General features: G+C 58.1%; 21 protein-coding genes. 16 read left to right on the top strand and 5 right to left on the bottom strand.

All coding sequences use genetic code 11. From position 1 onward, the window contains the following. Positions 1–21 precede the first annotated feature (21 nt). Entirely contained in the window at positions 22–2,481 is a 2,460-nt protein-coding gene (locus TU81_RS15225; protein ID WP_048395878.1) for an EAL domain-containing protein, read from the top strand. 77 nt (positions 2,482–2,558) lie between these two features. Continuing rightward, the gene (locus TU81_RS15230) at positions 2,559–3,320 is read left to right on the top strand and encodes a TenA family transcriptional regulator (protein ID WP_390176088.1); all 762 of its coding nucleotides are present in this window, start codon (positions 2,559–2,561) and stop codon (positions 3,318–3,320) included. Positions 3,321–3,460: 140 nt separating this feature from the next. Here the strand turns inward: TU81_RS15230 and TU81_RS15235 are convergent, their stop codons facing one another. From TU81_RS15235 to TU81_RS15255, 5 genes are all read right to left on the bottom strand, one after another. Beyond that, positions 3,461–4,387 (bottom strand): GGDEF domain-containing protein, encoded by a 927-nt coding sequence (locus TU81_RS15235; protein WP_038982152.1) that lies wholly within the window; start codon positions 4,385–4,387, stop codon positions 3,461–3,463. A 375-nt stretch (positions 4,388–4,762) separates the two neighbouring features. After that, a complete protein-coding gene (locus TU81_RS15240; protein ID WP_007899713.1) occupies positions 4,763–5,503 on the bottom strand; it encodes a YciK family oxidoreductase in 741 nt (246 codons plus the stop codon). Between the two features lie 117 nt (positions 5,504–5,620). Continuing rightward, positions 5,621–6,292: an N-acetylmuramic acid 6-phosphate phosphatase MupP gene (gene mupP / locus TU81_RS15245; protein ID WP_038982153.1), complete on the bottom strand. Its 672-nt coding sequence runs from the start codon at positions 6,290–6,292 to the stop codon at positions 5,621–5,623. A gap of 4 nt (positions 6,293–6,296) precedes the next feature. Then, on the bottom strand, positions 6,297–6,995 hold the full coding sequence (gene ubiG / locus TU81_RS15250; protein WP_038982154.1) for a bifunctional 2-polyprenyl-6-hydroxyphenol methylase/3-demethylubiquinol 3-O-methyltransferase UbiG: 699 nt from the start codon (positions 6,993–6,995) through the stop codon (positions 6,297–6,299). A 57-nt stretch (positions 6,996–7,052) separates the two neighbouring features. Continuing rightward, positions 7,053–8,387 (bottom strand): TRZ/ATZ family hydrolase, encoded by a 1,335-nt coding sequence (locus tag TU81_RS15255; protein WP_048395882.1) that lies wholly within the window; start codon positions 8,385–8,387, stop codon positions 7,053–7,055. A gap of 109 nt (positions 8,388–8,496) precedes the next feature. On the opposite strand from TU81_RS15255, the gene mtnA reads away from it, so the two are divergent. From mtnA to rfbA, 14 genes are all read left to right on the top strand, one after another. Further along, positions 8,497–9,573, top strand: coding sequence for an S-methyl-5-thioribose-1-phosphate isomerase (gene mtnA / locus TU81_RS15260; RefSeq protein ID WP_038982156.1), 1,077 nt, complete (start codon positions 8,497–8,499; stop codon positions 9,571–9,573). A gap of 426 nt (positions 9,574–9,999) precedes the next feature. Continuing rightward, positions 10,000–12,669, top strand: coding sequence for a DNA gyrase subunit A (gene gyrA, locus TU81_RS15265; RefSeq protein ID WP_038982157.1), 2,670 nt, complete (start codon positions 10,000–10,002; stop codon positions 12,667–12,669). A 279-nt stretch (positions 12,670–12,948) separates the two neighbouring features. After that, positions 12,949–14,034, top strand: coding sequence for a 3-phosphoserine/phosphohydroxythreonine transaminase (gene serC / locus TU81_RS15270; protein ID WP_038982158.1), 1,086 nt, complete (start codon positions 12,949–12,951; stop codon positions 14,032–14,034). Continuing rightward, positions 14,034–15,128: a prephenate dehydratase gene (gene pheA, locus TU81_RS15275; RefSeq protein ID WP_007899727.1), complete on the top strand. Its 1,095-nt coding sequence runs from the start codon at positions 14,034–14,036 to the stop codon at positions 15,126–15,128. Before serC ends, pheA begins: the two co-directional genes overlap by 1 nt. Before the next feature lie 12 nt (positions 15,129–15,140). Further along, positions 15,141–16,253, top strand: coding sequence for a histidinol-phosphate transaminase (hisC, locus tag TU81_RS15280; protein ID WP_048395884.1), 1,113 nt, complete (start codon positions 15,141–15,143; stop codon positions 16,251–16,253). A 28-nt stretch (positions 16,254–16,281) separates the two neighbouring features. Continuing rightward, positions 16,282–18,489, top strand: a complete 2,208-nt coding sequence (locus TU81_RS15285) for a bifunctional prephenate dehydrogenase/3-phosphoshikimate 1-carboxyvinyltransferase (RefSeq protein ID WP_038982160.1) — start codon at positions 16,282–16,284, stop codon at positions 18,487–18,489. Beyond that, positions 18,486–19,175, top strand: a complete 690-nt coding sequence (gene cmk, locus TU81_RS15290) for a (d)CMP kinase (protein ID WP_038982161.1) — start codon at positions 18,486–18,488, stop codon at positions 19,173–19,175. The genes TU81_RS15285 and cmk overlap by 4 nt, the downstream gene beginning before the upstream one ends. A gap of 120 nt (positions 19,176–19,295) precedes the next feature. Then, positions 19,296–20,987, top strand: a complete 1,692-nt coding sequence (rpsA, locus tag TU81_RS15295) for a 30S ribosomal protein S1 (RefSeq protein ID WP_030128738.1) — start codon at positions 19,296–19,298, stop codon at positions 20,985–20,987. A gap of 458 nt (positions 20,988–21,445) precedes the next feature. Further along, positions 21,446–21,724, top strand: coding sequence for a hypothetical protein (locus TU81_RS15300; protein ID WP_038982162.1), 279 nt, complete (start codon positions 21,446–21,448; stop codon positions 21,722–21,724). 150 nt (positions 21,725–21,874) lie between these two features. Further along, entirely contained in the window at positions 21,875–22,171 is a 297-nt protein-coding gene (gene ihfB / locus TU81_RS15305) for an integration host factor subunit beta (protein WP_007899751.1), read from the top strand. A 24-nt stretch (positions 22,172–22,195) separates the two neighbouring features. After that, on the top strand, positions 22,196–22,435 hold the full coding sequence (locus TU81_RS15310; protein WP_038982163.1) for a LapA family protein: 240 nt from the start codon (positions 22,196–22,198) through the stop codon (positions 22,433–22,435). A 226-nt stretch (positions 22,436–22,661) separates the two neighbouring features. Next, complete coding sequence (rfbB, locus tag TU81_RS15315) at positions 22,662–23,738, top strand: dTDP-glucose 4,6-dehydratase (RefSeq protein WP_038982164.1); 1,077 nt, start codon at positions 22,662–22,664, stop codon at positions 23,736–23,738. Beyond that, complete coding sequence (gene rfbD, locus TU81_RS15320) at positions 23,735–24,628, top strand: dTDP-4-dehydrorhamnose reductase (RefSeq protein ID WP_038982165.1); 894 nt, start codon at positions 23,735–23,737, stop codon at positions 24,626–24,628. The genes rfbB and rfbD overlap by 4 nt, the downstream gene beginning before the upstream one ends. Beyond that, positions 24,625–25,512, top strand: coding sequence for a glucose-1-phosphate thymidylyltransferase RfbA (gene rfbA, locus TU81_RS15325; protein WP_038982166.1), 888 nt, complete (start codon positions 24,625–24,627; stop codon positions 25,510–25,512). Before rfbD ends, rfbA begins: the two co-directional genes overlap by 4 nt. Positions 25,513–25,622: the final 110 nt, after the last annotated feature.

Raw genomic sequence — 25,622 nt, forward strand, 5'->3', positions numbered from 1 at the left:
AGTGTCAAGACAAGGGACCTCATGAAGCAAAAAAGGACTCTCGGAACCCCTCGGTTGTTGGGCATCGTCTGGCCTTTTATCGCCGTCGTGTTATTTCAGGCATTGTTAGGAGGCGTCAGCCTTTACGTTCTTTCGGCGGTTCGCGGCTACGTCGGTGGTGAAAGCCTGTGGTCCAAGGGCCAGAAAGACGCCATCTACTACCTCAATCTCTACGCCGACAGTCACGACGAAACGATTTTTCTCAAATACCAGAACGCGATTGCGGTGCCTCAGGGTGGTCATGAATTGCGTCTGGCGCTGGATCATCAGCCTCCGAATATCGAGGCGGCACGGATTGCGATCCTCAAGGGCGGCAACCATCCGGACGACGTCTCCAGCCTGATTTGGCTGTACCTCAATTTCCGCCACTTCAGCTACCTTGAAAGAGCCATCGACCTCTGGACGGTCGGTGACGCGTACCTGGTGCAACTCGATGACGTCGCGCGGGAGATGCGCCAGCGCATTGCCGATAGCCAGGCCACCGATGCCGACATCAAGCGCTGGAAGGAGCAGATTTTTACCATCAACGAAGGCGTGACGCCTGCCGCCAAAGCGTTCAGCGACGCCTTGGGCGAAGGCTCGCGGGTGATTCTCCGGCTGCTGTTGGTGACGAACCTCGCCACCGCGCTGGGTTTGATTGTGTTGGCCCTGATGCGCACTCATAAGCTGCTCAAGCAGCGCCATGCCTTCGCCGATGCCTTGCAATTGGAGAAAGACCGGGCACAGATCACTCTGCAATCGATTGGCGATGGGGTGATCACCACGGACGTCGAGGGCGCGATCGCCTATATGAATCCGGCCGCCGAGGCCTTGACTCACTGGAAGGCTGAACAGGCGGCGGGGTTGCCATTGGCTGCGCTGTTCAATCTGCTGGACGAGAACGCTCAGGCCGACGGTTTTACCTTGATCGAGCACATTTTGAGCGGTCAGCTCAGCGGTGGCAGCGAGCATTCCAAACTGATCCAGCGCCTGGATGGCAGCACGGTTTCGGTCACTCTGGTCGGCGCGCCGATCCGCAACGCGGGCAAGGTCAGCGGCACCGTGCTGGTGCTGCACGACATGACTCAGGAGCGGCAGTACATCGCCAATCTGTCCTGGCAGGCGACCCATGACGCCCTGACCGGGCTGGCCAACCGCCGCGAATTCGAATATCGCCTCGAACAGGCCCTGCATAACCTTACGCGCCAGGTGGGGCGTCACGCCTTGATGTTTCTCGACCTGGATCAATTCAAACTGGTCAACGACACCTGCGGTCATGCGGCGGGCGACGAGCTGTTGCGACATATCTGTGCGTTGTTGCAATCAGGTTTGCGCGAAGGCGACACCCTGGCCCGACTGGGTGGCGACGAGTTCGGCATTCTGTTGGAAAATTGCGCGCCGGAAGCGGCCGAGAAAATCGCCGAAGGCCTGCGCCAGACCGTGCAGAACCTGCATTTTGTCTGGAAAGGCCGGCCGTTCGTGACCACCGTAAGCATCGGTCTGGTGCATGTGGCCCAGAGTCCGGCCACCCTGGAAGCTTCGCTGCGGGCCGCTGACATGGCTTGTTATATGGCCAAGGAAAAGGGCCGCAACCGGGTTCAGGTCTATCACGCCGACGACTCGGAACTGTCCCTGCGCTTTGGCGAGATGGCCTGGGTGCAGCGCCTGCACGTAGCGTTGGAAGAAGACCGCTTCTGCCTGTACGCCCAGGAAATCGCGCCCCTTGGCGCTGACGAGCAGGACCGCGGGCATATCGAAATCCTGCTGCGCCTGCATGACGAAGCAGGGCGCATGATTCTGCCGGACAGTTTCATTCCGGCCGCCGAGCGTTACGGTTTGATGACGTCGATTGATCGTTGGGTAGTGGAGAACGTTTTCAAAGTCATTGCCCAATGCATTGCGCAAGAGCGCGAAGAGTCGTTGGCCATGTGTGCGATAAATCTGTCAGGTATTACTATCGGAGATGAGGCGTTTCTGGACTTCCTTCGTGAACAGTTTGTTGCATATTCAATTCCACCCGAAATGATTTGTTTTGAAATTACAGAAACCAGCGCGATTGCAAATCTGGGTAGTGCAATTAGATTTATCAATGAACTCAAAGGTTTAGGTTGTCATTTTTCGCTAGATGACTTTTGCGCCGGTATGTCCTCATTCGCTTACTTGAAACATTTACCTGTAGACTTCCTGAAGATCGACGGGAGTTTCGTAAAGGATATGCTGGACGACCCGATTAACCGCGCCATGGTCGAAGTGATCAATCACATCGGTCATGTCATGGGTAAGCGCACGATTGCCGAGTTCGTTGAAACACCTCAGATCGAGCAGGCATTGCTGGAGATCGGGGTGGATTACGCTCAAGGGTATGTGATTGAACGCCCGCATCTGTTTACCTGGGATAGTTTGCAAAGTCGTCCTGCCCGGCCCCGACCTTTGTTGTTCAAGGCGCCGGGCACGTTCCGTTGAAACTCTTGTTGATCTAAAAAATCACAATCAAAAGGAGCGCGACAGTGATCGACACATTCAACAGAACCGGACCACTCATGGAAGCTGCAAGTTACCCCGCCTGGGCTCAGCAACTGATCCAGGATTGCAGCGAGAGCAAGCGCCGGGTTGTCGGACACGAACTGTATCAACGCATGCGAGATAACAAACTCAGCGCAAAAACCATGCGTCAGTACCTTATCGGTGGCTGGCCGGTGGTCGAACAGTTCGCTTTATACATGGCACAGAACCTGACCAAGACCCGTTTTGCGCGCCACCCTGGCGAAGACATGGCGCGTCGCTGGCTGATGCGCAACATTCGCGTCGAATTGAACCATGCCGATTACTGGGTGCATTGGAGTCGTGCTCACGGTATCAGCCTGGAAGATCTGCAAGCCCAACAGGTGGCCCCTGAGCTTCACGCCTTGAGCCACTGGTGCTGGCACACCAGTTCGTCGGATTCGCTGATCGTGGCCATCGCCGCCACCAACTACGCCATCGAGGGTGCGACAGGGGAGTGGTCGGCACTGGTCTGTTCCAGTGGCGTCTACGCGGCAGCGTTCCCCGAGGAAGATCGCAAGCGGGCCATGAAGTGGTTGAAGATGCACGCCCAGTATGACGACGCCCATCCATGGGAAGCGCTGGAAATCATCTGCACCCTGGCGGGCATGAACCCGAGCAAAGCACTGCAAGTGGAGTTGCGCCAGGCTGTCTGCAAAAGTTACGACTACATGTATCTGTTCCTGGAACGTTGCATGCAGTTGGAACTGGCGGTGAAAACCCCGGTAGCCCGTGAGCGGATGGAGCTGGCCGAAAGCTGATCCTCTGAAAGCAACGCAAACCAAATGTGGGAGCGGGCTTGCTCGCGAAGACGGCTTAACATTCAACAGAGTTGCTGAATGTCAGACCGCTTTCGCGAGCAAGCCCGCTCCCACATGGGTTATGCAGCGTTACTGAAATATCAGCCCGCCATCGCCAGGCGGTTACGCCCCGCGCGCTTGGCCACATACAACGCACTGTCGGCCCGTCGCAACAAACTCTCGGCAGACTCGCCGGGCAGCAGCGTCGAGCAACCGATGCTCACCGTCAGCTCGATCATCTTGCCCTCGGCCTCATAGTCCTGAGCCTGCGCCGCAAACCGCAGTCTTTCACCGACCATGGCTGCAGCTTCCCGACTGGTGTTGGAAAGCAGAATCAGGAATTCTTCGCCACCAAACCGGAACACCATGTCGACGTTGCGCAACTGGTTTTTGATCGAGGCTGCGACGGCCTTCAGCACTTCATCGCCGGCACTGTGCCCATAGGTGTCGTTGATGTGTTTGAAGTGATCGATGTCCAACATCAGCAGCGACAGGGGCTGCGAGTGTCGACGCGACATCTCGATTTCCCGTTCCAGCGTCTGATCCATGGCGATGCGGTTGCCGGTATCGGTCAGCGGATCACGCAATGCACTTTGGGTTGCCGCTCGGTAGAGCAGGGCGTTTCGCATGGGGAAGAGCAGGGTCGACAACAGTGACTCCAGGTTGCCCTGTTCCTGTTCGCTGAAACGCTGATTGCGACGGAACACCAGCTCACCCAATTGCTCGCCTTCATGGCTGAGGCTGTAGCTGATTGAATGGTGACCCCGCGCGCCGAATTGCAGGCGCAAGTCGCTGGGCTGATGCTCGTAACTCAGGGCATCCAGTGGCACAAGGCGCTGAATTTCACGGAAGAAAAGTCCGAGAATGCGTTGCGGCTCAAGACTGGTTTGCAGTTGCAGGCCCAGCGTTTGGCGCAACTGCGCAAGACTGACGGGCCGCTCCAGGAGGGGAGGCTGCTGACCAAAGCCCAGGCGTTGCAATTTGGCACTGTCGAAGTCAATTGCGTTGGTCTGGGAAGGTGATTTCATATGGCGTGAGCCCCTAAGCAGTAAGGCTGTCTTACAGGCTGGGTGAGAGCGGCTTTGGGCTGCGCGTCATTACTGGTCCATCAGTCCCGTAGGACATTTGGCACGAGTTTAGTCCGCTTTGCCGAAGATTAGTAACCTCTCGGCTCAAGCTCCGCCTCGTCTGCTTTCACACGGCGTGTCTGAACAAAATTAGAGCGAAAGTCGTGCCATTCGGTTCAGTCGAATAAAAAGCTTTAAAAATCAAAATACTGGAAGGTTATACGAGGGGGATTACGGAGGGCGATGACATTTATTTGACTTGTAGCGGGGGTAGTTACCATCGGGTTTGAGTGCCGCGTCGGGAAGCCGTCGCGGCAGAAAAGCGACGCACGGGCGTTACTGAGCGTTGAACGCCTGGCCATTGATGCCGGTACTGTCCGGACCCATCAGGTAAAGGTAGACCGGCATGATCTCCTCGGGTGTCGGGTTGTTCAGCGGGTTTTCGCCGGGGTAGGCCTGAGCGCGCATGCTGGTTCGGGTGGCGCCGGGGTTGATGCTGTTGGAACGCACCGGTGCGACTGTGTCTACTTCGTCGGCCAGGGTTTGCATCAGGCCTTCGGTAGCAAACTTGGAAACGCCGTACGCGCCCCAGTAAGCACGACCCTTGCGACCGACACTGCTGGAGGTGAATACCACCGAGGCGTCCTGAGACAGCTTGAGCAGTGGCAGCAGGGTGCTGGTGAGCATGAACATGGCGTTGACGTTGACGTGCATGACGCGCATGAAGTTCTCACCGGACAGCTGCTCGATGGGTGTCCGGGGACCGATGATCGAGGCGTTGTGCAGCAAGCCATCGAGGTGGCCGAATTCGGTCTCGATCATGGCTGCCAGTTCATCGTATTGATGAGGCAGCGCGGTTTCCAGATTGAACGGAATCACGGCCGGTTGTGGATGGCCGGCTGCTTCGATTTCGTCGTAGACCTGAGTCAGGTTGGCTTCGGTCTTGCCCAGCAACAGCACGGTGGCACCGTGGGCGGCGTAGGTTTTTGCAGCGGCAGCGCCGATGCCACGGCCAGCGCCGGTGACCAGGATGACCCGGTCCTTGAGCAATTCAGGACGGGCGGAATAATCAAACATAAAAAACCTCAACATAATCCGTTAACAGGGCCGAAAAAGATCGCAGTCTTCGGCAGCTCCTACGCCGATCGCGGTCTCCTGTAGGAGCTGCCGCAGGCTGCGATCTTTTGATTTGAATCAGCAACTGCACAAAGCGTTATCCAACACCTCGACCAGCGCCAGCGGATGATCGATTACCACGTCCGCGCCCCAGTGCTTCGGGTTATCGTCCGGGTGAATATAACCGTAGGTCACCGCGCAGGTTTTGGTGCCGGCATCGCGGCCGGACTCGATGTCCCGCAGGTCATCGCCTACAAACAGCACGCTGGCCGGGTCCAGTTCGAGCATCTTGCACGCCAGGATCAACGGCTCCGGATCCGGTTTGCTGTTCTTCACATGATCAGGGCAAATCAGCACTTTCGAACGTTCGGCCAGGCCCAGCTGCTGCATGATCGGCTCGGCGAAACGCACTGGTTTGTTGGTGACCACGCCCCAGATCAGGTTGGCCTTTTCGATTTTCTCCAGCACCTCGGCCATGCCGTCGAACAGATGGCTGTGGACCGCGCAATCCTTGAGATAGCGGTCGAGAAACTCCTGACGCAGTTCCTCGAACCCCGGCGACTCCGGGTCCATTGAAAAGGTCACAGCGACCATCGCCTTGGCACCACCGGAAATTTCATCGCGAATGTATTGAGTGTTCATCGGCGGCAAACCACGGTCAGCGCGCATCGCCTGGCAGATGGCGATGAAATCCGGCGCGGTGTCGAGCAGGGTGCCATCCATGTCGAAAAGGACTGCTCTGATACGCATCGGCTTACTCCTCGCGCAGGGTCTGGATCATGTAGTTGACGTCCACGTCGGAGGCCAGTTTGTAATGCTTGGTCAACGGATTGTAGGTCAGGCCGATGATGTCCTTGACGGTCAGGCCGGCCATGCGGCTCCAGGCGCCAAGCTCCGAAGGGCGGATGAATTTCTTGAAGTCGTGGGTGCCGCGCGGCAGCAACTTCATGATGTATTCGGCGCCGACGATGGCGAACAGATAGGCCTTCGGGTTGCGGTTGATGGTGGAGAAGAACACCTGGCCACCCGGTTTGACCATTTTGAAACAGGCGCGGATCACCGACGACGGATCCGGCACGTGTTCAAGCATCTCCAGGCAGGTAACTACGTCGAACTGTTCAGGCATTTCTTCAGCCAGGGCTTCGGCGGTGATCTGCCGGTACTCGACGCTCACGCCGGATTCCAGCTGATGCAGTTGAGCGACCGCCAGCGGCGCTTCGCCCATGTCGATACCCATCACGGTCGCGCCGCGCTGGGCCATGGCTTCGCTGAGGATGCCGCCGCCGCAACCGACGTCGAGGACCTTCTTGCCCGCCAGATTGACGCGCTCGTCGATCCAGTTGACCCGCAGCGGGTTGATGTCGTGCAGCGGTTTGAACTCGCTTTCGCGGTCCCACCAGCGATGGGCCAGGGCTTCGAATTTGGCGATTTCGGCGTAGTCGACGTTGCTCATGGTGTCAGTCCTCTAAAACTTGAAAAATCCTGTTGCCCCGGTTTCGGTCCAGGGTGCTTACAATTCGGTATGGCCGCTGATGCGCCTGCCCCAGGCCTTGGCAGTGGCACACAGCTGCGCCTCATCCAGACGGGTCAGGCGGTGGTCGTCGAGCAGTTGCTTGCCGGCGACCCAAAGGTGTTTCACGCAGTCGCGGCCAGTGGCGTAGATCAGTTGAGAAACCGGGTCGTAGACCGGTTGCTGTGCCAGGCCCGACAGGTCGAATGCGACGATGTCCGCCGCTTTGCCGACTTCCAGCGAACCCGTCTCTGCTTCGATTCCCAGTGCGCGCGCGCCATTGAGCGTGGCCATGCGCAGGGCGCGATGGGCGTCCAGCGCGGTGGCGGAGCCGGCGACGGCCTTGGCCAGCAACGCAGCGGTGCGGGTTTCGCCGAGCAGGTCGAGGTCATTATTGCTGGCCGCGCCATCGGTGCCGACCGCCACATTGACTCCGGCTTGCCACAAGCGCTCGACCGGGCAGAAACCGCTGGCCAGCTTCAGGTTCGACTCCGGGCAATGAATCACATTGGTGTTACTTTCTACCAGCAGCACCAGGTCTTCATCGCTGATCTGGGTCATGTGAACGGCCTGGAGGCGCGGCCCGAGCAGGCCCAGGCGGCCAAGGCGGGCCAGCGGGCGTTCGCCACGCTGCTCGACCGACTGCTGCACTTCGAAAGCGGTTTCATGGACGTGCATATGAATCGAGGCGTCCAGCTCTTCGGCGATCACCCGGATTTTTTCCAGGGTTTCGTCGCCCACGGTGTAGGGTGCATGGGGCCCAAAAGTGATTTTGATCCGCTCGTGATGTTTGAGATCGCCAAATAATTCAACGCCCTGACGAATGGCTTCATCCGCCGTGGCGGCGCCTGGAATCGGGAAATCGAGGATCGGAATGGCGATCTGGGCGCGAATGCCGCTGTTATGGACGCGTTCGCTGGCGACCTTCGGGAAGAAATACATGTCGGAGAAACAGGTGATGCCGCCTTTGATCTGCTCGGCAATGGCCAGGTCAGTGCCGTCGCGTACAAACGCTTCGTCTACCCATTTAGCTTCGGCCGGCCAGATGTGCTTTTCCAGCCAGGTCATCAGCGGCAGATCATCGGCCAGCCCGCGGAACAGCGTCATTGCCGCATGCCCGTGAGCATTGATCAGCCCGGGGGCGAGCAACATGTCCGGCAATTCGCGGACTTCGGTTGCGTTAAACTTCAAGGCTGCTGCGCGCGGGCCGATAAATACGATACGACCGTCGCGGATGCCCAGGGCATGCTCTTTAAGGACCACACCAGCCGGTTCGACGGGTACCAGCCAGGTCGGCAGCAATAACAGGTCGAGCGCAGCGGTGGGGGTCGGCATCGAAAGTCGGTTCCAGTGCTTTTGTAAAGGATGGCGAAGTATACCCGAGCGCCTTCGCGGGGGGATCGCTATAATCGGCGGCTTTTGTTCATGAGTGCGGGGTAATTGGATGCGCGATCGACTGTTGGCTGCGGAGAAGGTGAAGGCCATCGATTGGCGTGATGGTGCCCTGCATCTGCTGGATCAGCGTATTTTGCCGTTCGAGGAAACCTGGATCGCCTACACCAGCGCTGCGGGTGTGGCTGAGGCTATTCGTTCGATGGTGGTGCGCGGCGCGCCAGCGATTGGCATCAGTGCGGCGTATGCCATGGTGCTGTCAGCCCGCGCCCGAATTGCCGAGGGCGGTGACTGGCAGGCGGCGTGGGAAGAGGATTACGCGTTACTGGCTGATTCCCGTCCAACAGCGGTTAATCTGTTCTGGGCCTTGAGTCGCATGCGTGACCGCCTGGACCGCCTCAAGGAAGACGCAGACCCTCTGGCGGCGCTGGAAGCCGAAGCCATCGCCATCCACGAAAGTGATCGCGAAGCCAACCTGACCATGGCCCAATTGGGTGTGGACCTGATCCGCAAGCATCAGGGCAACGCCCAGGCGATCCTGACGCACTGCAACACCGGCGCACTGGCCACCGGCGGCTTCGGCACGGCGCTGGGGGTGATTCGCGGGGCTTTCATCGAGGGTATGGTCGAGCGCGTCTATGCCGATGAAACCCGTCCGTGGCTGCAAGGTTCGCGTTTGACCGCATGGGAATTGGCCAATGAAGGCATTCCCGTGACCCTCAATGCCGATTCCGCCGCTGCGCATATCATGAAAACCAAGGGCGTGACCTGGGTGATCGTCGGCGCCGACCGCATTACCGCCAATGGTGATGTGGCAAACAAGATCGGCACCTACCAACTGGCGGTCAACGCCATGCACCACGGCGTGCGCTTCATGGTGGTGGCACCGAGTTCGACCATCGACATGAACCTGGCCAGTGGTGACGAGATCCCCATTGAAGAGCGCGACGGCCGCGAGTTGCTGGAAGTTGGCGGCAAGCGGGTGGGGGCGGATGTCGATGCGTTCAACCCGGTGTTCGACGTCACGCCTGCGGATCTGATCGACGCGATCGTTACCGAAAAAGGCATCGTCGAACGGCCGGATACGGCGAAAATGGCGCAGTTGATGTGCCGTAAGCGTCTGCATTAAAGATATCTGGCGCCTGATAAATCGCTATCGCGGGCAAGCCCGCTCCCACAGGTTTTGTGAACGCTGCAAAACTCTGTGGGAGCGGGCTTGCCCGCGATTAGGCCCTGAGAATCAATGAAACAAGCCGAATCTGCCCTGAATTCTCCATTCAACACAGCTCTAAGCCCCTCTCGTCCCTTTCAAGCCTGTCACCGGTCAACTAACTATGCTCCATGCGCATCTGGGGGATAGGTGCGTGGCGGCTCTTGTGATAACATCCGGCGGTTTCCAGGGTAGCCTGATGTGGCTGCCTTTACTGCGCAGATCCATGGCATAACTCGTTGATTTGTCGTAAGTCGGTGCACGGCACTCAGTCTGCATCGGCGAGCTTCGTTCGTCCCATATGGATGTGACGAAGTTTCACCAGAAAAAGGAATCAGGCTTCTCATGGGCGAACTGGCCAAAGAAATCCTCCCGGTCAATATCGAAGACGAGCTGAAGCAGTCCTACCTCGACTACGCGATGAGCGTGATTGTCGGGCGGGCACTGCCGGATGCGCGCGATGGCTTGAAGCCCGTGCACCGGCGTGTGCTGTTCGCGATGAGCGAGCTGGGCAACGACTTCAACAAGCCGTACAAGAAATCTGCCCGTGTTGTCGGTGACGTGATCGGTAAGTATCACCCTCACGGTGATACCGCGGTGTACGACACCATCGTTCGGATGGCGCAGCCATTCTCGCTGCGTTACCTGTTGGTAGACGGTCAGGGCAACTTCGGTTCGGTGGACGGCGACAACGCCGCGGCCATGCGATACACCGAAGTGCGCATGACCAAGCTGGCGCACGAGCTGCTGGCTGACCTGCACAAAGAAACCGTGGACTGGGTGCCGAACTACGACGGCACCGAAATGATCCCGGCGGTCATGCCGACCCGTATTCCCAACCTGCTGGTCAACGGCTCCAGCGGTATCGCCGTGGGCATGGCGACGAACATCCCGCCGCACAACCTCGGTGAAGTCATCGACGGTTGCCTGGCACTCATCGACAACCCGGAACTGACCGTCGATGAGCTGATGCAATACATCCCTGGTCCGGACTTCCCGACCGCCGCGATCATCAACGGTCGCGCCGGCATCATCGAAGCCTACCGCACCGGTCGCGGGCGCATTTACATGCGTGCCCGCTCGATGATCGAAGACATCGACAAGGTCGGTGGTCGTCAGCAGATCGTCATCACTGAACTCCCTTACCAGCTGAACAAGGCGCGTCTGATCGAGAAGATCGCCGAGCTGGTCAAAGAGAAGAAGCTCGAAGGCATCACCGAGCTGCGCGACGAGTCCGACAAGGACGGTATGCGCGTCGTGATCGAGCTGCGTCGCGGTGAAGTGCCTGAGGTGATCCTCAACAACCTCTACGCCCAGACCCAGCTGCAAGCGGTGTTTGGTATCAACATCGTCGCGCTGATCGACGGCCGTCCGCGGATCCTGAACCTCAAGGACCTGCTGGAAGCGTTCGTTCGTCACCGTCGCGAAGTGGTTACCCGCCGTACCGTGTTCGAACTGCGCAAAGCGCGTGAACGTGGCCACATTCTCGAAGGTCAAGCGGTTGCCTTGTCGAACATCGACCCGGTCATCGCCCTGATCAAGGCCTCGCCAACGCCGTCGGAAGCCAAGGAAGCACTGATCAAGACTGCGTGGGAATCTTCCGCCGTGGTTGCGATGGTTGAGCGTGCCGGTGCCGATTCGTGCCGTCCAGAGACTCTGGACCCGCAATACGGTCTGCGCGAGGGCAAGTACTTCCTGTCGCCGGAACAGGCGCAAGCCATTCTGGAACTGCGTCTGCACCGTCTGACCGGTCTGGAACACGAAAAGCTGCTGGCCGAGTATCAAGAGATCCTCAACCAGATCGGCGAGCTGATCCGCATCCTCAGCAGCGCCACGCGCCTGATGGAAGTGATCCGCGAAGAGCTGGAAGTGATCCGCGCCGAGTACGGCGATGTGCGTCGCACCGAGATTCTCGATGCCCGTCTCGACCTGACCCTGGGCGACATGATCCCGGAAGAAGAGCGCGTCGTGACCATTTCCCACGGTGGCTACGCCAAGACCCAGCCATTGGCTGCGTACCAGGCTCAGCGTCGTGGCGGTAAAGGCAAATCGGCCACTGGCGTCAAGGATGAGGACTACATCGCTCACCTGCTGGTCGCCAACAGCCACACCACGCTGCTGCTGTTCTCCAGCAAAGGCAAAGTGTACTGGCTGAAAACCTACGAAATCCCGGAGGCGTCCCGCGCTGCCCGTGGTCGTCCGCTGGTCAACCTGCTGCCGCTGGACAGTGATGAATACATCACCACCATGCTGCCGGTCGAGGAATATACCGAAGGTCACTTCATCTTCATGGCCACTGCTAAAGGCACCGTGAAGAAGACCCCGCTGGAATCCTTCAGCCGTCAACGCAGCGTCGGCCTGATCGCGCTGGAACTGGACGAAGGCGACGTACTGATCTCTGCCGCCATTACCGATGGCGAGCGTGAAGTCATGCTGTTCTCGGACGGCGGCAAGGTGACTCGCTTCAAGGAAACCGACGTTCGTGCCATGGGCCGTACCGCTCGCGGTGTCCGCGGTATGCGTCTGCCGGAAGGCCAGAAGCTGATCTCCATGCTGATCCCGGAAGAAGGCAGCCAGATCCTCACCGCTTCGGCGCGTGGTTTCGGCAAGCGCACCGCGATCACCGAGTTCCCTGAGTACAAGCGTGGCGGTCAGGGCGTTATCGCCATGGTCAGCAACGACCGTAATGGCCGTCTGGTCGGCGCGGTTCAGGTGCTCGACGGCGAGGAAATCATGCTGATTTCCGACCAGGGTACTTTGGTTCGTACTCGTGTCGACGAAGTCTCCAGCCTGGGTCGTAACACCCAGGGCGTGACCCTGATCAAGCTGGCCAGCGATGAAACGCTGGTAGGCCTGGAGCGGGTTCAAGAGCCATCGGAAGTCGAAGGCGAGGAGCTGGAAGGCGAAGGGCTCGAAGGTGAAGAGGGTGCAGTGTTTGACGGTGAAGTCGTGATCGACGACGTTGCCGAAGACCAGCAACTCGACGCCGCCGCTGACGAAGAGCCGCAAGAGTAAGCGGGCAAGCAGGGGGCGGATGAAGATTCGCCCCCTTGTTGTTTGTCCCTCAGGAACTATGGAATTGTTTTAAATGTAGGGCTGTAGGACCGTAGGAGCTGTCGAGCGAAGCGAGGCTGCGATCTTTTGATCTTGCCGTCGCTCTTGTCTTGGCGGGCAGAACGAAAAGATCGCAGCCTCGCTTCGCTCGACAGCTCCTACAGGTTTACAGATCCACCTACCGATTTACAGATTCACAGATTTATTGCGTGATACCACCAAATCAGAGCGAGATTGGATGTGAGCAAGAGAGCCTATAACTTCTGTGCCGGTCCTGCGGCGCTTCCCGAAGCTGTCCTGAAGCGTGCTCAGGGTGAACTCCTTGATTGGCACGGCAAGGGCCTGTCGGTCATGGAAATGAGCCATCGCAGTGATGAGTTCGTGTCCATTGCCACCAAGGCCGAGCAGGATCTGCGTGATCTGCTGAATATCCCCTCGAACTATAAAGTGCTGTTTCTGCAAGGTGGCGCGAGCCAGCAATTTGCTCAGATTCCTCTGAACCTGTTGCCGGAAAGCGGCACCGCCGACTATATCGACACCGGTATCTGGTCGCAGAAAGCTATCGAAGAAGCCTCGCGCTACGGCCACGTCAACGTTGCCGCCACCGCCAAGCCTTACGACTATTTCGCTATCCCCGGTCAGAACGAATGGAGCCTGTCCAAAGACGCGGCCTACGTTCACTACGCACCGAACGAAACCATTGGCGGCCTGGAATTCCAATGGATCCCGGAAACCGGTGATGTACCGCTGGTTGCCGACATGTCCTCGGACATTCTCTCGCGTCCGGTGGATGTTTCGCGCTTCGGCATGATCTACGCCGGCGCCCAGAAAAACATCGGCCCGAGCGGCGTCGTCGTGAACATCGTTCGCGAAGACCTGCTGGGTCACGCCCGTTCCATTTGCCCGACCATGCTCAACTACAAGGTCGCGGCCGATAACGGCTCGATGTACAACACCCCGCCAACCCTGGCCTGGTACTTGTCCGGTCTGGTGTTCGAGTGGCTGAAAGAGCAGGGTGGTGTCGAAGCCATCGGCAAGCTCAATGAAGTGAAGCAGCGCACGCTGTACGACTTCATCGACGCCAGCGGCTTGTACAGCAACCCGATCAACAAGTCGGACCGCTCGTGGATGAACGTGCCGTTCCGTCTGGCTGACGATCGTCTCGACAAGCCGTTCCTGGCCGGCGCCGACGAACGCGGCCTGCTGAACCTCAAGGGCCACCGTTCCGTGGGCGGCATGCGTGCCTCCATCTATAACGCCGTCGATATCGTTGCGGTCAACGCGCTGGTTTCGTACATGGCAGAGTTCGAGAAGGAACACGGTTAATGTCTGAGCAAGAACTCAAGGCACTGCGCCTGCGCATTGATGCTCTGGACGAAAAAGTTCTGGAGCTGATCAGTGAGCGCGCACGTTGCGCCCAGGAAGTTGCGCGAGTAAAGATGGCCTCGCTGGCCGAAGGCGAAGTGCCGGTGTTCTATCGTCCTGAGCGTGAAGCTCAGGTGCTCAAGCGTGTGATGGAGCGTAACCAGGGGCCGCTGGGCAACGAAGAGATGGCGCGGCTGTTCCGCGAAATCATGTCCTCGTGCCTGGCCCTCGAGCAGCCGCTGAAAGTGGCGTACCTCGGCCCTGAAGGTACCTTCACTCAGGCTGCGGCCATGAAGCACTTCGGCCACGCGGTGATCAGCAAGCCGATGGCGGCGATCGACGAAGTGTTCCGGGAAGTCGCTGCCGGTGCGGTGAACTTTGGCGTGGTCCCGGTGGAAAACTCCACCGAAGGCGCGGTCAACCACACCCTCGACAGCTTCCTCGAGCACGACATGGTGATCTGTGGCGAAGTCGAGTTGCGGATTCACCACCACCTGTTGGTCGGTGAAAACACCAAGACCGACAGCATCAGCCGCATCTATTCCCACGCCCAGTCCCTGGCCCAGTGCCGCAAGTGGCTGGACGCGCATTACCCGAATGTCGAGCGCGTGGCGGTTTCGAGCAACGCCGAAGCGGCCAAACGGGTCAAGGGTGAGTGGAACTCGGCAGCGATTGCCGGCGACATGGCGGCAGGCTTGTACGGGCTGACCCGTCTGGCCGAGAAAATCGAGGATCGTCCGGACAACTCCACGCGATTCCTGATGATCGGCAGTCAGGAAGTACCGCCGACCGGCGACGACAAGACCTCGATCATCGTCTCCATGAGCAACAAGCCCGGCGCGCTCCACGAGCTGCTGGTGCCGTTCCACGACAACGGCATCGACCTGACGCGCATCGAGACCCGTCCGTCGCGCAGCGGTAAATGGACCTACGTGTTCTTCATCGACTTCGTCGGCCACCACCGCGACCCACTGGTCAAAGGTGTACTGGAAAAGATCAGTCAGGAAGCAGTAGCACTCAAAGTGCTGGGTTCCTACCCGAAAGCAGTTCTCTAAGGGCGGTAGCAAATGAGTGGCAACTTCCTCGCTCTGGCACAGCTGGGCGTGCAACAACTTTCGCCTTACGTTCCGGGCAAGCCCGTGGACGAGCTGGCCCGTGAGCTGAATCTCGATCCGGCCAATATCGTCAAACTGGCGAGCAACGAAAACCCGTTGGGCGCCAGTCCCAAGGCGCTGGCAGCGATTCGCGAAGCGCTCACCGAGCTGACCCGCTATCCGGACGGCAACGGTTTTGCGCTCAAGACCCTGCTGGCCGATCAGTGCCGCGTCGAGCTGAACCAGGTGACGCTAGGCAACGGCTCCAACGACATTCTGGAGCTGGTGGCGCGCGCCTATCTGGCGCCGGGCCTGAACGCGGTGTTCAGCGCGCATGCGTTTGCGGTCTATCCGATCGTGACCCAGGCCGTCGGTGCCCAGGCAAAAGTGATCCCGGCCAAAGACTGGGGTCATGATCTGTCGGCCATGCTGGCCGCGATCGATGCCGATACTCGCGTGGTGTTCATTGCCAACCCGAACAATCCGACCGGGACCTGGTTCGACGCCGAAGCGCTGGATGAATTCCTGCAAGACGTACCGGCCCATGTGCTGGTGGTGCTGGACGAGGCCTACATCGAATACGCCGAAGGCAGCGACTTGCCCGACGGCCTGGACTATCTGGCGGCCTACCCGAACCTGCTGGTTTCGCGCACCTTCTCCAAGGCCTATGGCCTGGCGTCGCTGCGGGTCGGTTACGGCTTGTCCTCGGCCATCGTCGCCGATGTGCTGAATCGCGTGCGTCAGCCATTCAACGTCAACAGCCTTGCGCTGGTCGCCGCTTGTGCAGCGCTGCAAGACGTCGAGTACCTGGCCGAAAGCCGTCGCCTGAACGAGTCCGGCATGCAGCAGCTGCAAGCGGGTTTCCGCGACCTGGGGTTGAGCTGGATTCCATCCAAAGGCAACTTCATCTGTGTCGATCTGGGTCGCGTTGCGGCTCCAGTGTTCGAGGGGTTGCTGCGTGAAGGTGTGATCGTGCGTCCGGTGGCCAACTACGGCATGCCGAACCACCTGCGTATCACCATCGGTTTGCCGTCTGAAAACAGCCGCTTCCTCGAGGCGCTGACCAAGGTTATGGCTCGTGGTTGATGTCACTGCACTGCAATCTGCTCAACCTATGATCGGTCGCCTGGTGGTGGTCGGCCTCGGGTTGATCGGTGGTTCGTTTGCCAAAGGCTTGCGTGAAAGCGGTCTGTGCCGCGAAGTGGTCGGGGTCGATCTCGACCCGCAGTCGCGCAAGCTGGCGGTCGAGTTGGGCGTGGTGGATCGTTGCGAAGAGGACCTGGCGGCGGCTTGCCAGGGCGCTGACGTGATTCAGCTGGCGGTGCCGATCCTGGCCATGGAGAAGTTGCTCGCACTGTTGGCGGGCATGGATTTGGGGCAAGCGATTCTGACCGACGTCGGCAGCGCCAAGGGCAATGTGGTGCGCGCGGCGACCGAGGCGTTCGGTGGCATGCCGGCGCGTTTCGTGCCGGGGCATCCGATTGCCGGTTCCGAGCAGAGCGGGGTAGAAGCCTCCAATGCCGAGCTGTTCCGTCGCCATAAGGTTATTCTGACGCCGCTGGATCAGACCGACCCGGCCGCGTTGGCAGTGGTCGACCGGTTGTGGCGCGAACTGGGTGCCGACGTCGAGCACATGCAGGTCGAGCGTCACGACGAAGTGTTGGCGGCGACCAGCCATTTGCCGCACTTGCTGGCGTTCGGTTTGGTCGATTCGTTGGCCAAACGCAATGAAAATCTTGAGATCTTCCGTTACGCTGCGGGCGGTTTCCGCGATTTCACAAGAATCGCCGGTAGCGACCCGGTCATGTGGCACGACATCTTCCTCGCCAACCGCGAAGCTGTCCTGCGCACACTCGATACATTTCGCAGCGACCTCGACGCCTTGCGCGACGCGGTCGATGCAGGGGATGGGCACCAATTGTTGGGCGTGTTCACTCGCGCCCGGGTTGCCCGCGAGCATTTCAGTAAAATCCTGGCCCGCCGGGCCTATGTGGACGCTATGAATTCCAACGATCTGATTTTCCTGGCACAACCTGGTGGCCGCCTGACTGGGCGGATTCGTGTACCGGGCGACAAATCGATTTCCCACCGTTCGATCATGCTTGGCTCCCTGGCCGAAGGCGTCACCGAAGTGGAAGGTTTCCTCGAGGGCGAAGACGCTCTGGCGACCCTGCAAGCTTTCCGCGACATGGGTGTCGTTATCGAAGGCCCGCACCACGGTCGTGTGACCATCCACGGCGTCGGCCTGCATGGCCTGAAGCCTGCGCCGGGCCCGATCTATCTGGGCAACTCCGGCACCTCGATGCGTCTGCTGTCTGGCCTGTTGGCTGCGCAGAACTTCGACAGCACGCTGACCGGCGACGCCTCGCTGTCCAAGCGTCCGATGAATCGCGTGGCCAATCCGCTGCGTGAAATGGGCGCCGTGATCGAGACCGCTGCTGAAGGCCGTCCGCCGATGACCATTCGTGGCGGCAACAAGCTCAAGGGCCTGACTTACACCATGCCGATGGCCAGCGCCCAGGTTAAATCCTGCCTGTTGCTGGCGGGTCTGTATGCCGAAGGCAAGACCACCGTCACTGAGCCGGCACCGACTCGCGACCACACCGAGCGCATGCTGCGCGGCTTCGGCTACCCGGTGACCGTCAACGGCGCGACTGCCTCGGTCGAGTCCGGCCACAAGCTGACCGCGACCCACATTGAAGTGCCGGGCGATATCTCGTCGTCGGCGTTCTTCCTGGTGGCCGCGTCGATTGCCGAAGGTTCGGAGCTGGTGCTTGAGCACGTCGGCATCAACCCGACCCGCACCGGTGTGATCGACATCCTGCGCCTGATGGGCGCTGACATCACCCTGGAAAACCAGCGTGAAGTCGGCGGCGAGCCGGTAGCGGATCTGCGCGTACGGGCAGCTAAACTCAAAGGTATCGAGATCCCTGAGGCGCTGGTCCCACTGGCTATCGACGAGTTCCCGGTGCTGTTCGTGGCCGCGGCATGTGCCGAAGGGCGCACCGTGCTGCGTGGCGCCGAAGAGCTGCGCGTGAAGGAGTCGGACCGGATCCAGGTGATGGCAGATGGTCTGCTGGCGTTGGGCGTCAAGTGCGAGCCAACCCCGGACGGCATCATCATCGACGGCGGCCAGATCGGCGGCGGCGAAGTGCATGGTCACGGCGATCACCGGATTGCCATGGCCTTCAGCGTGGCTTCTTTGCGCGCCACTGCCCCCATCCGCATTCATGATTGCGCCAACGTCGCGACCTCGTTCCCGAACTTCCTCGCGCTGTGCGCGCAGGTCGGTATCCGTGTTGCACAAGAGGCTCAGTCGTGAAAATCATCGCACCGGTCATCACCATTGATGGGCCAAGCGGCTCTGGCAAGGGCACGGTCGCCGGGATGCTGGCCAAGCGCCTGGGCTGGAACTTGCTGGATTCCGGTGCGCTTTATCGATTGCTGGCTTTCGCGGCGCATAACCATGGCGTCGATCTGACGAATGAGGAGTTGCTCAAAAAGCTTGCCGCTCATCTGGATGTGCAATTCATCGCGGCGACCGACGGTCAACTGCAGCGCATTATTCTGGAAGGCGACGAAGTCAGCGATGTCATTCGTACCGAAAGTATCGGCTCGGGCGCCTCGCAAGTCGCTGCGTTGCCCGCCGTTCGTGAGGCGCTGCTTCAGCGCCAGCGGGCCTTTCAGGAATCACCGGGTCTGGTGGCCGATGGTCGCGACATGGGCACGGTGGTATTTCCCGACGCACCGTTGAAGATTTTCCTGACCGCCAGTGCCGAGGAGCGTGCGCGCCGTCGATACTTGCAGTTGAAGGGCAAAGTCGATGGTGTTAGTCTGTCGAGTCTGCTAGATGAGATACGTGCACGCGATGAGCGTGACACCCAGCGAGCGGTAGCCCCGCTCAAACCGGCGGCTGACGCCATACAGCTGGATTCCACGGAATTATCCATCGATCAGGTGCTGGAACGCATCATGAGCGAGATCGCCATTCGCGATATCGCCGGGTGACCAAGAAGGCCGCAGGGGACCAGTCATAGTCCTGCGGTGGCTTCTTTTAAATGAAACTAACCCACACCGTCTGGGGTGTGGAGATGGGCGTATTCTTCGCCCTCATCAACAGGAATTAAAATGAGCGAAAGCTTTGCGGAACTCTTTGAAGAAAGCCTAAAAACCCTGAACCTTCAGGCAGGCTCCATCATCACCGGTGTTATCGTTGATATCGATTACCAAGCTCGCTGGGTAACCGTTCACGCTGGCCTGAAGTCTGAAGCACTCATCCCGCTTGAGCAGTTCTACAACGACGCTGGCGAACTGAACATCAACGTCGGTGACGAAGTTCACGTTGCTCTGGACTCGGTTGAAGACGGCTTTGGTGAAACCAAGCTGTCCCGTGAAAAAGCCAAGCGCGCTGAATGCTGGATTGTTCTGGAAGCAGCCTTCGCAGCCGAAGAAGTGGTCAAGGGCGTTATCAACGGTAAGGTTAAAGGCGGCTTCACTGTCGACGTTAACGGCATCCGTGCGTTCCTGCCAGGTTCTCTGGTTGACGTCCGTCCAGTGCGCGATACCACGCACCTGGAAGGCAAAGAGCTGGAATTCAAGGTCATCAAACTCGACCAGAAACGCAACAACGTTGTCGTTTCCCGTCGCAGCGTCCTCGAAGCCGAGAACTCCGCCGAGCGTGAAGCTCTGCTGGAATCCCTGCAGGAAGGCCAACAAGTCAAAGGTATCGTCAAGAACCTCACCGATTACGGCGCATTCGTCGATCTGGGTGGCGTCGATGGCCTGCTGCACATTACCGACATGGCTTGGAAGCGTATCAAGCATCCTTCCGAAATCGTCAACGTTGGCGACGAGATCGATGTCAAGGTTCTGAAGTACGATCGCGAACGCAATCGTGTTTCCCTGGGCCTCAAGCAACTGGGCGAAGATCCATGGGTTGCTATCAAAGCCCGTTACCCAGAAAGCACTCGCGTTACCGCTCGTGTAACCAACCTGACCGACTACGGCTGCTTCGCTGAGCTGGAAGAAGGCGTTGAAGGTCTGGTACACGTTTCCGAAATGGACTGGACCAACAAGAACATCCACCCTTCGAAAGTCGTACAAGTCGGCGACGAAGTGGAAGTTATGGTTCTGGACATCGACGAAGAGCGTCGTCGTATCTCCCTCGGCATCAAGCAGTGCAAATCTAACCCATGGGAAGATTTCTCTGGCCAGTTCAACAAGGGCGATAAAATCTCCGGCACCATCAAGTCGATCACCGATTTCGGTATCTTCATTGGTCTGGACGGCGGCATCGACGGTCTGGTTCACCTGTCCGACATCTCCTGGAACGAAGTGGGCGAAGAAGCCGTTCGCCGCTTCAAGAAGGGCGACGAGCTGGACACCGTTATCCTGTCGGTTGACCCAGAGCGCGAGCGCATCTCCCTGGGTATCAAGCAACTGGAAAGCGATCCGTTCTCCGAGTACGTTCAAGAGAACGATAAAGGCGCCATCGTTAAAGGCATCGTGAAGGAAGTTGACGCTAAAGGCGCCATCATCACTCTGGCCGACGATATCGAAGCGACTCTGAAAGCCTCCGAAATCAGCCGTGACCGCGTTGAAGACGCGCGTAACGTTCTGAAAGAAGGCGAAGAAGTAGAAGCCAAGATCATCAGCGTTGACCGCAAGAGCCGCGTAATCCAGCTCTCGATCAAGTCGAAAGACGTTGAAGACGAGAAAGAAGCCATCCAAAGCTTGAAAGACAAGCCTTCGGATAGCATCGCTGCTGGTCCTACCACTCTGGGCGACCTGTTGCGTGCACAAATGGAAAAACAGAACTAAGTTCTGTCAGACCATAGAAAAAGGGCGACTTCGGTCGCCCTTTTTTGTGGCTGCGATTTGGTGAGCCTAGGGGGGCAATACCGGTCAGTTAAGAGGCAAGCCTGTTAAGCGCGGAACCTGTGGGAGCGGGCTTGCCCGCGATGAGGCCGGCACATTCAATGTTGATGTTGATGTTGATGTTGATGTTGATGTTGACTGAGGCGCCGCCATCGCGGGCAAGCCCGCTCCCACATGGGTCGCGCCTAACTGACTGGCATTACGGCAAGCCTGGCTTCTACGAAAAGCGGTTTGCTCGCTTAGCAGGCTGGCAGTAGGGCTGGCGCCGCCTTATTTCTTTCGTGAAACCAATGATCTACATAAGCTGTCTGTAACTTCATACAGGTCAATCGTGTATTCAAGGCTAGGCTTAGTCTGAAGTGAACGACCGCTGGGCAATGCGCCCGGCATTAAGGAAGTGAATGAACAAGCTCATTGTCGTGATAGCAGTACTGACATTGGCGGGCTGTACCACGAGCGCCAAGACTCATGCGGTGCGCGGAGTCAGTGGTATAGAGATCGATTGTTCAGGATTGGGCTCCGGATGGGAAAAGTGTCACAAGCGAGCCGCCAGGGAATGTAAGGGCGCAGGCTATAAAGTCGTCGTAAGGTCCGATGATGCGAAGGAGGAAGATGGATTTCCTTTTGGCTTCAATCCCGCGGGTTATCTGACGCGCACCATGCTGGTTATCTGTAGATGAATGCCGGGTTTGAGCAATGTTCCGATAGTCTGAAATCGGGCGCCTCATTGCAGGGAAAGATATGTCAAAACTCGGGCTGTTCAAATTTCTCCGGGCATGCTAAAACCTTTGAAGCGCTTTTCCTAGCTGCTTGAAAAAGAAGGGAAAAATATGACGAAGTCGGAGTTGATCGAACGAATTGTCACCCATCAAGGGCTGCTCTCATCCAAGGATGTGGAGCTGGCCATCAAGACCATGCTTGAGCAAATGTCCCAATGTCTGGCCACCGGTGATCGAATCGAGATCCGTGGGTTTGGCAGCTTCTCCCTGCACTATCGCGCGCCGCGCGTAGGCCGTAATCCGAAAACCGGTCAGTCCGTCAGCCTCGACGGCAAGTTCGTTCCGCATTTCAAGCCAGGCAAAGAACTGCGCGATCGCGTGAACGAGGAAGAGGAGGAGGGGCTTTGACAGCTGCACTTCAAGGAACCACTGATGCGTAACCTCAAGCGCGTACTTCTCGCTGTATTTGTCCTGTTGCTCGTTCTCGCGATCCTGGCGTTCGTACTTGAGAACCAGCAAGGCGTGTCACTGCTGTTCCTGGGCTGGGCGGGCCCGCAGTTGCCAGTATCGCTGGTCATGGTGATTGCGCTGCTGATCGGCATGGTGATCGGTCCGATTCTCGGCTGGTTTCTGGGACGTACGTCCAGGGCCTCACGCAAACACCTTGTCTGATAGCGATAAACCCGTTGTACGCGTCGAATTTGCGCCATGGCTTGTCCATATCCATTAGTAAAACCTTCATTAAGCTGTAAAATGCTGCGCTTGGTCGATAGGGCGTTCCTGAATCGGTTCGGACTGACTCTGTCAGAAGCCACGGCTGACTTGATGGCTTTTGCATTCATGGATTAGACAGTGCTCGGTTGACGGCCCTGTCAGCAACTCAAGGGTATGGTTTCGCGTGAAAATTCTAGTAACCGGCGGCGCCGGGTTTATCGGCTCGGCAGTCATTCGTCATATCATCTCCAACACTAACGACTCTGTCGTTAATGTCGATAAACTGACTTATGCCGGTAATCTTGAGTCGTTGGCCGAAATTAGCCAGAACTCGCGCTACGTGTTCGAGCGCGTCGACATCTGCGACCGTGACCAAGTGGACCGCGTCCTGCGTGAACACCAGCCGGATGCCGTCATGCACCTGGCCGCAGAGTCCCACGTTGACCGCTCGATCTCCGGCCCGTCTGAATTCATTCAGACCAACATCATCGGCACTTATACCCTGTTGGAAGCTGCACGCCATTATTGGTCGGCACTGGATGATGCACGTAAAGCCAACTTCCGCTTCCACCATATTTCCACCGACGAAGTCTACGGAGACCTCGAAGGTCCGGAAGACCTCTTCACCGAAACCACTCCGTATCAACCAAGCTCGCCGTACTCGGCCAGCAAGGCCAGCTCCGATCACCTGGTTCGCGCCTGGAGCCGCACCTATGGCCTGCCGACTCTGGTTACCAACTGCTCGAATAATTACGGTCCCTGCCACTTCCCCGAGAAGTTGATCCCGCTGATCATTCTCAATGCACTGGAAGGCAAGCCGCTGCCTGTTTATGGCAAAGGCAACCAGGTCCGTGACTGGCTCTACGTCGAAGACCACGCCCGCGCGCTCTACAAAGTCGTGACTGAAGGCGTGATCGGCGAGACCTACAACATTGGCGGCCATAACGAGAAGCAAAACATCGAAGTGGTGCATACCCTTTGCGCACTGCTCGACGAACTGCGTCCAGATTCCGCTCATCGTCCACATGCCAGCCTGATCACCTACGTTCAGGATCGCCCGGGCCACGACCAGCGCTACGCCATCGACGCCAGCAAAATCCAGCGCGAGCTGGGTTGGACGCCGGAAGAAACTTTTGAAACCGGTATCCGCAAGACCGTCGAGTGGTATCTCAACAATACTGAATGGGTGGCTCACGTGAAGAGCGGCAGCTACCAGCAATGGATCGACCAGAACTACACGGGTCGTTCGGACAAGGCATGAAAATCCTCCTGTTGGGAAAAAACGGCCAGGTGGGTTGGGAGCTGCAACGCTCGCTCGCGCCACTTGGCGAGTTGATTGCGCTGGATCGTCACTCGGTTGATGGCTTGAGCGGCGACCTGTCTGACCTTGGCGCACTGCGTACGACTATCCGTCAGGTGAGACCTGACATTATTGTCAACGCTGCCGCTTACAACGCTGTGGATGAGGCTGAGTCCGAGACTCGCTTGGCCGACCTTGTGAATGGTCAGGCAAGCCAGGTGATGGCTGAAGAGGCTGCATCCCTGGGTGCCTGGCTGATTCACTATTCGACCGACTACGTGTTCAATGGTGAAGGGCTGACACCATGGCAAGAGACAGATCCCGTTGCCCCGCTGAATCACTACGGCGTCAGCAAACTGGCCGGCGAGCAAGCGATTACTGCTTCGGGCTGCAAACACCTGATCTTCCGCACCAGTTGGGTCTATGGCGCTCGTGGCAATAATTTTGCCAAGACTATGCTGCGTCTGGCCAAGGATCGCGACACCCTGAGCGTCATTGTCGACCAAATCGGTGCCCCGACCGGTGCAGATTTGATTGCCGACGTGACGGCGCTGGCCATTCGGCAGGTCTTGCAGCGTCCTGATCTGGCTGGCCTGTATCATCTGGCGGCCAGTGGCGAGGTGTCCTGGCACGGTTATGCCAGCCATGTGATCGATTTTGCCAAGGCCAATGGCGAAGAGCTTGCCGTCAAGGTGATCAATCCGATAGACGCGAGCGCTTATGCAGCACCGGCGCGCCGCCCTCTGAATTCCCGGTTGAACACTCAGAAACTGCGTGACAATTTTTCTCTTTATTTGCCGGATTGGCAAAGTGGTGTCACCCGAATGCTTATGGAAGTCCTGAATAAATGACCACGACAAATCGTAAAGGTATCATCCTCGCTGGCGGCTCGGGCACTCGTCTGCACCCATTGACCCTCGGCGTGTCCAAGCAGATGCTGCCGATCTACGACAAGCCGATGATCTTTTATCCGCTGTCGGTGCTGATGCTCGCTGGAATGCGTGAAATTCTGATTATCTCCACGCCTGAGGATTTGCCTAACTTCAGAAAGCTGTTAGGAGATGGCTCTCTTTACGGTATCAACCTGACCTACGCCGAACAACCTAGTCCGGACGGCTTGGCACAAGCCTTCATTATCGGCGAAGAGTTCATTGGCCAGGATCCTTGCTGTCTGATACTGGGTGACAATATTTTTTATGGTCAGTTTGCGGAGCATCTGCGCACCGCCAGCAGTCAGGTTCACGGCGCGACCATTTTCGGTTATCACGTGTCTGACCCGGAACGCTTTGGCGTGGTGGAGTTCGACGCAAGTGGTCAGGTGTTGAGCATCGAAGAAAAGCCGCTGAATCCAAAGTCCAGCTATGCGGTGACCGGCTTATATTTCTACGACAACCAAGTTGTCGAGATCGCCAAAAATATCAAGCCATCCGCCCGTGGTGAGCTGGAAATCACTGACATAAATCGTGTTTATCTTGAACAGAAATCGCTGAAAGTCGAAATGCTTCGTCGCGGCTTCGCCTGGCTGGATACCGGTACGCACGATTCGCTGCTCGAAGCTAGCCACTTCGTGCATACCATCGAGAAGCGTCAAGGCTTGAAGGTGGCTTGTCTGGAAGAAATTGCCTATAACAACGGGTGGATTTCCGCCGCCGAGTTGTCAGCTCAAGCAGAGCGTCTCGGAAAGACTGGTTATGGTCAATACTTGGAAAGGTTGCTGGAAACGCATTCCCGCTGAGGTTGATCAATGCAGGAGCGTGATGCCGTTTTGATGGCGTGTTCATGTCTTTTAAAATGATTTTATTTCACCGGTCGGCGCCTGAGTTATTAATTTACGATGCGACCTGT

This window comes from Pseudomonas lini (genome assembly GCF_001042905.1).
Taxonomy (GTDB): domain Bacteria; phylum Pseudomonadota; class Gammaproteobacteria; order Pseudomonadales; family Pseudomonadaceae; genus Aquipseudomonas; species Aquipseudomonas lini.